General features: G+C 71.3%; 5 protein-coding genes. 3 read left to right on the top strand and 2 right to left on the bottom strand.

The window, feature by feature from the left end; genetic code table 11:
- Positions 1-552 precede the first annotated feature (552 nt).
- A complete protein-coding gene (locus tag ABZ833_RS34095; RefSeq protein WP_361054998.1) occupies positions 553-1,866 on the bottom strand; it encodes a 3-oxoacyl-ACP reductase in 1,314 nt (437 codons plus the stop codon).
- 72 nt (positions 1,867-1,938) lie between these two features.
- Here ABZ833_RS34095 and ABZ833_RS34090 point away from each other — a divergent pair, with 72 nt between their 5' ends.
- From ABZ833_RS34090 to ABZ833_RS34080, 3 genes are all read left to right on the top strand, one after another.
- Entirely contained in the window at positions 1,939-3,213 is a 1,275-nt protein-coding gene (locus ABZ833_RS34090; RefSeq protein ID WP_361054995.1) for an acetyl-CoA C-acetyltransferase, read from the top strand.
- Positions 3,214-3,364: 151 nt separating this feature from the next.
- Positions 3,365-5,263: an AMP-dependent synthetase/ligase gene (locus tag ABZ833_RS34085; protein ID WP_361054992.1), complete on the top strand. Its 1,899-nt coding sequence runs from the start codon at positions 3,365-3,367 to the stop codon at positions 5,261-5,263.
- An 84-nt stretch (positions 5,264-5,347) separates the two neighbouring features.
- Positions 5,348-6,973, top strand: coding sequence for an alpha/beta hydrolase (locus ABZ833_RS34080; protein WP_361054989.1), 1,626 nt, complete (start codon positions 5,348-5,350; stop codon positions 6,971-6,973).
- A 13-nt stretch (positions 6,974-6,986) separates the two neighbouring features.
- Here the strand turns inward: ABZ833_RS34080 and ABZ833_RS34075 are convergent, their stop codons facing one another.
- Positions 6,987-7,841 (bottom strand): helix-turn-helix transcriptional regulator, encoded by an 855-nt coding sequence (locus ABZ833_RS34075; RefSeq protein WP_361054986.1) that lies wholly within the window; start codon positions 7,839-7,841, stop codon positions 6,987-6,989.
- Positions 7,842-7,937: the final 96 nt, after the last annotated feature.

The following is a 7,937-nucleotide window of genomic DNA, read 5'->3' as shown; positions in this document are numbered from 1 at the left end:
GTGGGGGCGGGGCCGTGCCGGTATGTCCGTCCTCGCTATCGTCCGGTGGCCGCGATTGTTGCTTCGCTGCTGGAGCGCCGGGAACCGTGCTCCGGGCGGACATACCGCCACGTCCCCTCGGGTGCGTGGCCGACTGCGGGTGCGTGCGTGCTGCGGGTCTGGTCCGTCTGTGGGGGCGGGGCCGTGCCGGTATGTCCGTCCTCGCTATCGTCCGGTGGCCGCGATTGTTGCTTCGCTGCTGGAGCGCCGGGAACCGTGCTCCGGGCAGACATACCGCCACGTCCCCTCACGAGCACCGCCGACTGCGGGTACGTGCGGGCTGGCCTCCCATCGCTGGGTCGAGTCGCGTCCCCAGTGAAATTCACGTCCCACCCCCCTGCTGCACGTCCTCCCACCCACCCCCAGTCACCACGGGGCAATCGGGCGGGTGGGCGGGAAAGGCCTGGCCTGTTCGGCGAGGGGCGGATGCGGGGTTACGGGCGGGTGGGTGGGAAGGCCTGTTCAGGGGGGTCCTGTGGCTGCCGGGCGCCCGCAGGTCCGTTTCGACGAGGGCTACGACCCGAGCAGGCTTTGGCCGCAGACCCGGATCACCTGACCGTTCACCCCGCCGGAGGCCGACGCGGCGAGCCACGCCGTGGTCTCCGCCACGTCCACCGGAAGGCCCCCCTGCGCAAGGGAGTTCATCCTGCGGCCCGCCTCGCGGATGAAGAGCGGGACCGCCGCCGTCATCTTCGTCTCGATGAAGCCGGGGGCCACCGCGTTCACCGTCACCCCGTGTTCCGCGTAAGCCCCCGGCGCCAGAGCCCGCACCAGGCCGATGATCCCCGCCTTGCTGGCGGCGTAGTTGGTCTGGCCGACGTTCCCCGCGATCCCGGCTATCGACGCCGTGGCCACCACGCTCCCACCCCGGTTCAGCGTCCCGGACTTGAGCAGCGCGTCCGTCGTGCGCAGCACGCTCGTCAGGTTCACGTCCAGGACCGGGTTCCAGCGGTCCGCCGGCATGTTGGCCAGCTTGCGGTCCCTCGTGATCCCCGCGTTGTGGACGAGGATGTCCAGGCCGTCGGGCGCCAGCGCCGAAGCCATCCGCTCACCGGCGTCGTCCGCCGTGATGTCCAGTGGCAGCGCCGTACCGCCGAGCCGGTCCGCGACCCGTACCAAATCCCCCTGCGCCGACGGCACATCGAGTACGACCACATGCGCACCGTCCCGCGCGAGGACCTCCGCCACCGCCTCGCCGATTCCCCGCGCAGCCCCCGTGACCAGTGCCGTACGGCCGGACAGCGGCCGGTCCCAGTCGCAGGGGGCCGCCTGAGCGTCGCCGATCTCGATCACCTGGCCGCTGACATACGCCGACCTCGGTGAGAGAAGGAAACGCAGCGTCGACTCCGCCGCCTCCGCCGAGCGCATGCGGACCAGCGTCGCCGTGCGGCCCCTGCCCAGTTCCTTGCCCAGGGAGCGTACGAAGCCTTCCAACGCCTGTTGCGCCGCCGCCTGGTGGTGGTCCGACGGCGAGACCGGGGCGCCGAGCACCACCACGCGGCCGTTCTCCGCCACCGAACGCACCACGGGGTGCAGCGCCGCGTGCACCTGGGCGAGGCCGGGGGTGTCGCTGATGCCCGTCGCGTCGAGCACCACCGCCGCCGGGTGTGAGGACTCTGTGGCGAGTGTGAGGTTCGTCCGCGTCAGGATCCGGCGGAGGTCCGCCCCGTGAGGGGATTCCCCTGCCGTCAGGTGCAGCAACTCGCCCTCCAGGGAGGGGCTTTCCGGTGTCCAGCGGCGCAGCGGCGACGGCTGCGGCAGGCCGAGCCTTCGAGCGAGGAAGCGGCCGGGCGCTGTGCCCGTGAAGTTCAGATAGCGGTCGGCCATTGTCCAACTCCCAGCTCGGTCGTAAATTTACTTCAGAGTAAGGTTACTCAAGGGTCAGGAGCTGGTCGAGACATGAATCTGCCCACCACCCGCCGCGTGGCGGTCATCGGCGGCAGCCGCATCCCCTTCGCGCGCTCCGACGGCCCGTACGCCACCGCGTCCAACCAGGAGATGCTGACCGCCGCCGTCGACGGGCTCGTCGAGCGGTATCGGCTCGAGGGGACGGGGGACGTGGGGGAGTTCGTCGCCGGTGCCGTGCTCAAGCACAGCCGCGACTTCAATCTCGCCCGCGAGACCGTCCTCGGGTCCCGCCTCGCGCCGACCACACCCGCGTACGACATCCAGCAGGCCTGCGGCACCGGGCTGCAAGCCGTCATCGCCGCCGCCAACAAGATCATGCTGGGGCAGACGGAGTCCGCCGTCGCGGGCGGCGCCGACACCGCGAGTGACGCACCCCTCGGCGTCAACGACTCCCTGCGGAAGATCCTCCTCGCCGCGCGTCGCGCGAAGTCGGCCGGCGGCCGGGTCAAGGCCCTGGCCCGCGTGCGGCCCTCGCACCTCGTGCCCGACATCCCGCGCAACGCGGAGCCCCGCACCGGGCTTTCGATGGGTGAGCACGCCGCCGTGACCGCCCAGACCTGGGGCGTCACCCGCGAGGCGCAGGACGAACTCGCCGCGGCCAGCCACCAGCGGCTTGCCGCCGCGTACGACAGGGGGTTCCTGGACGGGCTCGTCGTGCCGTTCCGTGGGCTTGAGCGGGACCAGAATCTGCGGCCCGGGTCGACCGTCGAGAAGCTGGGGAAGCTGAAGCCCGTCTTCGGGGTGACGGGCAGCAACCCGACCATGACTGCCGGGAACTCGACGCCCCTGACGGACGGTGCCGCCGTCGCCCTGCTCGCCAGCGAGGAGTGGGCCGGGGAGCGCGGGCTCGAACCGCTCGCCTATCTGACCGCGTACGAGACTGCCGCCGTCGATTTCGTCGGGGGCGATGTGGCCGGTGGTGAGGACGGGCTGCTCATGGCACCCGCGTACGCCGTGCCACGGATGCTGGAGCGCGTGGGGCTCGGGCTCGCGGACTTCGACTTCGTCGAGATCCATGAGGCCTTCGCCTCGCAGGTGCTCGCCACACTCGCCGCCTGGGAGAAGCGCGGGCTCGGCGTCGTGGACCGGGACCGGCTCAACGTCGCCGGGTCCTCGCTCGCCACGGGGCATCCCTTCGCCGCCACCGGTGCGCGGATCGTCGCCACCCTGGCGAAGCTGCTGGCCGAACGGGGTACCCCGGGGCGCGGGCTCATCTCCATCTGCGCGGCGGGCGGGCAGGGGGTGACCGCGATTCTGGAGCGGTAGCCGCCGCCATCGCCACCACCGCTGCCACCACCGCCACCGGTTCCGCCGAGTACGCCCGTATGCACTCCCGCACACCCGCACTCCCGCAGCGCGGACCGGATGCCGGGCGGGCGGATTCCCGCGACCATCACCCGACAAGGAGCCGCCACCCATGCCCCCCGTCGCCCCTCAGCCAGCCCTCGTCGAACCCCGTCTGCGCCACCTCGACGGCGCCGTACGCGAAGTCTCCGTGCCGCCCTTCGCCGCCCCCGTCAGCAGTGGGTCCCTCGCCGACATCCCCTTCGACAACGCCCGCGAGGCCCCCGCCGAAGCCGTGCTCTCCCGGAAGGGAGACGACGGGCGGTGGCGGGACGTGTCGGCCGCGGAGTTCGCCGAGGAAGTCCTCGCCGTCGCCAAGGGGTTGATCGCCGAAGGGCTCGCCCCGGGGGACCGGCTCGCCATCATGGCGCGTACGACGTACGAATGGACGCTGCTCGACTTCGCGGGCTGGGCGGCCGGGCTCGTCACCGTGCCCGTGTATCCGACCTCCTCCGCCTATCAGACCCGGTGGATCGTGCAGGACTCGGGCGCCGTCGCGCTCGCCGTCGAGACCGTCGCGCTCGCCGCTTCGCTCGGGCCCGAGCGGGACCGGATGCCCGACCTGGAGCATCTGTGGTCCTTCGAGAAGGGGGACGTGCGGCGCCTCGCCGAGCTGGGGCGCAATGGGGATGTCTCCGATGCCGAAGTCGCCGGGCGGCGGGCCGAGTTGGGGCCCGATTCCGTTGCCACGCTCATCTACACCTCCGGCACCACCGGGCGGCCCAAGGGCTGTGTCCTGACCCACGGCAACTTCTTCGCCGAAGTCGACAACGCCATTGAACTGCTTCATCCCGTCTTCAAGTCCGTCAGCAAGGCGCCTGCCTCCACGCTGCTCTTTCTGCCGCTGTCCCACGTCTTCGGGCGCATGGTCGCGGTCGGCTGTCTGCGCGCGCGGGTGCGGCTCGGGCACGCGCCCAGCATTCAGACCGAGGATCTGCTGGGGGACCTGGCAGGCTTCCGGCCGACCTTCCTGCTCGCCATTCCGTATGTGCTTGAGAAGGTCTTCAACACCGGGCGCGCCACCGCGGAGAAAATGGGCCGCGCCTCCTCCTTCGACCGCGCCGCCCGCATCGCCGTCCGCTACGGCGAGGCGGTCGAGGCGCGGCAGCACGGCACAGGCCCCGGTCCGACGCTCGGGCTCCGGGTGGCCCGCGCGCTGTACGACCCGCTGGTCTACCGGCGGATCCGCGCGGCCCTCGGCGGCAAGGTGCGGTACGCGATCTGCGGCGGTTCACCGCTCGGGCGCCGCCTCGCCGCGTTCTACGCGGGCGCGGGCATCGAGATCTTCGAGGGCTACGGACTGACCGAGACCACCGCCGCCGCGACCGTGACACCGCCCCTGAAGCCGCGGCTCGGCACGGTGGGCTGGCCGCTGCCCGGTACGCGCGTGCGGATCGCGGACGACGGTGAGGTGCTGCTCGCCGGAGGGCAGGTCTTCGGCGGGTACTGGGACGGGCAGGCGGGCCGTGTGGTGCCCGCGAAGGGGGAGTGGTTCGCGACCGGGGACCTCGGCGCACTCGACGCCGACGGATACCTCTCCATCACCGGGCGCAAGAAGGACATCCTCATCACCACCGGCGGCAAGAACGTGGCCCCGGCCCCGCTGGAGGACTGGCTGCGCGCCCACCCCCTGGTCGGCCAGTGCATGGTGGTCGGCGACGACCGGCCCTACATCACCGCCCTGCTCACGCTGGAGGCGGACGGCATCGCGCACTGGTGCCGGATGAAGAAGAAGGCGCACACGGGCCCCGGTCTCGTGGACGACGCCGACCTGCGCGAGACGCTTCAGCGCGCCGTCGACGAGGCGAACAAGCTCGTGTCGCGGGCCGAGTCCATCCGGCGGTTCGCCGTGCTGCCCGTGGACTTCACGGAGGAGAGCGGCCATCTGACCCCGTCCCTGAAGCTGAAGCGGGACGCCATCGAGCGGGACTTCGCGGAGGAGATCGAGGGGCTCTACGGACACGCACGGTAGCGAATGTCACTCGCTGTCACCTGGACGGGCGGGGCTGCTGCCCCGCGCTTAGGGTGATCGAGGGGCAGACCCTGGGAGGTTGCCGTGCGCAGAGCTGCCGCACTCGCCGGCGTGACCGCGCTGGCCGTCATAGGGACAGGAGCCTGGCTGCCGGGCGTGAGCGCGGCGGCTCCGCCCGAGCCTTCATCCGAGTCCTCGCCCTCATCCCCTGATCTTTCGCGGTATTACACGCAGAAGATCAAGTGGGGCGCCTGCGAGGGAGACGGGGCCGGCCTCCTGTCCGAGTCCGACGCCACCGCCGTCCCCAAGGACAAGAACGTCCAGTGCGGCAAGGTCACGGTCCCTCTCGACTACGCGAAACCGTCGCGCGGCAAGGTCGAGGTGGCCATGGTCCGCATCAAGTCCAGTGGCAAGCCCCGGGGTTCGCTCCTGATCAACTTCGGAGGGCCCGGCGGCGCCGGGGTGTCCGGGCTGCTCCATGCGCAGAAGGAGTTCGAGTATCTCGGCAAGGGGTACGACGTGGTCTCCTTCGACCCCCGTGGCGTGGGCGAGAGTTCGCCCGTCAGCTGCGGGGACGCCGGTGCGCAGGAACCGGAGATGGAGGGCGGACCCGAGGACCCCGCTGCCGTGCTCGACGAGATGCGCAAGATCAACGAGCAGTGCGAGAAGGAGTCCGGGCCCGTCCTTCCGTACGTCGGGACCGTCAACGTCTCGCGCGACATGGACGTCATGCGACAGGTGCTCGGCGACAAGAAGCTCAACTACCTGGGCTTCTCCTACGGGACGCGGCTCGGCGCCGTGTACACCGCCCAGTTCCCGAAGAAGGTCGGACGGATGGTCCTGGACGGCGTGGACACGCTGACCGAGGACGTCGAGGAACAGGCCCTGGTCAGCGCGGAGGGGCGGCAGGCCGCCCTCGACAACTTCATCAAGTGGTGCACAGGCAACGCGGGTTGTGTGCTCGGAACCGACTCGCGTGCGGCCCGCGACAACATGAGTGAGCTGATCAAGGGGCTCGACACCTATCCGCTCCAGTCCTCCGACGGCGCCGAGTTCACCGGCCAGGACGTCGTGGACGTACTCGGCCAGGCGCTCTACAGCAGGCAGTCGTGGCCCGCGCTCTCGCAGGCGCTCGGCGCGCTGCTCGCGGACGGGGATCCCAGGGCGCTGCTGCGGATGAGCGGGTCGCTGGCCCAGCAGGCTCCCGGGGGTGGCGTGCAGGGCGTGGGGGGCTTGGCGGGCCGGGCGCCCGAGGACATTCCCGCCGACAACATGGCTGCCGCGCTCATGGCCGTGAACTGCGCGGACGACCCGGACCGGCCCGACGCCGACAGCATCGAGAAGGAAGTCGCCAAGCTTCAGGAGGAGTTCGAGTCGACGTCCGCGATCTTCGGGCGTTCGATGCTGATGCCGGTGCTCTTCTGCTTCGGGCGGCCCGCGGGCACGGACTACATCCGCGATGACGTACGCGACGTGAAGAGCCCCGACTTCCTGCTCGTCGGCACCCGGGGCGACCCGGCCACGCCCTACCGCTGGACCCAGGAGACCGCCGAGCGGCTCGGGTCCGCCGCCGTCGTGCTCGACAACAAGGGTGACGGGCACACCGGTTACGCCGGGTCGAAGTGCGTGCGGGACAAGGTGGACGGGTTCCTGCTGTACGGGGAGATGCCCGCGAACGGGAGTTCTTGCGGGGTGGACGAGGAGGAGTAGCGGCGGCCGGTGGCTAGCGGGTGGTGCGGGCCGCCGGGTCCAGGCGCAGCATCGCTTCCTCGTCCGCGCTGCCCGGCTCGGCCTGGTAGACCACCAGGCGCTGGCCGTCCGTCCTCGCCAGCTTCATCACCTCGTACGTGAGCGTCATCGCGCCCACCTTCGGGTGGTCGAAGGACTTGGTGCCGCCCCCGCGCTCCTTGACTTCGTAACGCTCCCAGAGGCGGGCGAAGTCCGTTGACTTCAGGAGGAGTTCGCCGACCAGGGCGGCCAGCTGGGGAGAGTCCACGTCCACGCCGCCGACCGCGCGCAGATGCGCGACGGACTTGGCCACCGTCTCCTCCCAGGGCTGGTAGAGCACGCGGCCCACGGGGTGCAGGAACAGATAGCGCGTGACGTTGCGCTTCTCCGCGGGCCAGTCCCACAGGCCCGGCAGGAGGCGGCGTCCGGCCGGGTTGGCGGCCAGCATGTAGCTGTGGCGGCTGACCACGTACGCGGGTGACGGGCTGAGGTTCTCCAGCATGCGCTGGATGCTCGGGCGGACGGTGTCCCCGGGGGTGGGGTGCGGTTCCGTGAGGCGGCCCGATGCCAGCTCGGCCAGGTCGTGCAGGCGCTCGTGGGCGTCGCCGCTGAGGCGCAGGGCGCGGGCCAGGGCGTCTATGACGGAGGTGGAGGGGTTCGTCTCGCGGCCCCGCTCCAGGCGGGTGTAGTAGTCGACGCTGACTCCCGCGAGGGTGGCGAGTTCCTCGCGGCGGAGGCCGGGGGTGCGGCGTAGGCCTGTGCCGGTGGGGAGGCCCGCGTCCGCGGGGCTCACCTGCGCGCGCCTCGCGCGGAGGTATCTGCCCAGTTCCGTGCCCTCTGCTTTCGCCATCCGTCCATTGTCCCCGGTGGGGGCGGGACGTGGGGGGCCGTGTCAGGGCCAGGAACGTCGCGGTCTGCCTGGGCGGCGGGCCTGGGCGGAGTCTTG

It is taken from the genome of Streptomyces sp. NPDC047525 (genome assembly GCF_040643025.1).
Taxonomy (GTDB): domain Bacteria; phylum Actinomycetota; class Actinomycetes; order Streptomycetales; family Streptomycetaceae; genus Streptomyces; species Streptomyces durmitorensis.
The sequence above is the reverse complement of the archived record's forward strand: the minus strand, read 5'-3'. Positions and strand labels throughout refer to the sequence as shown.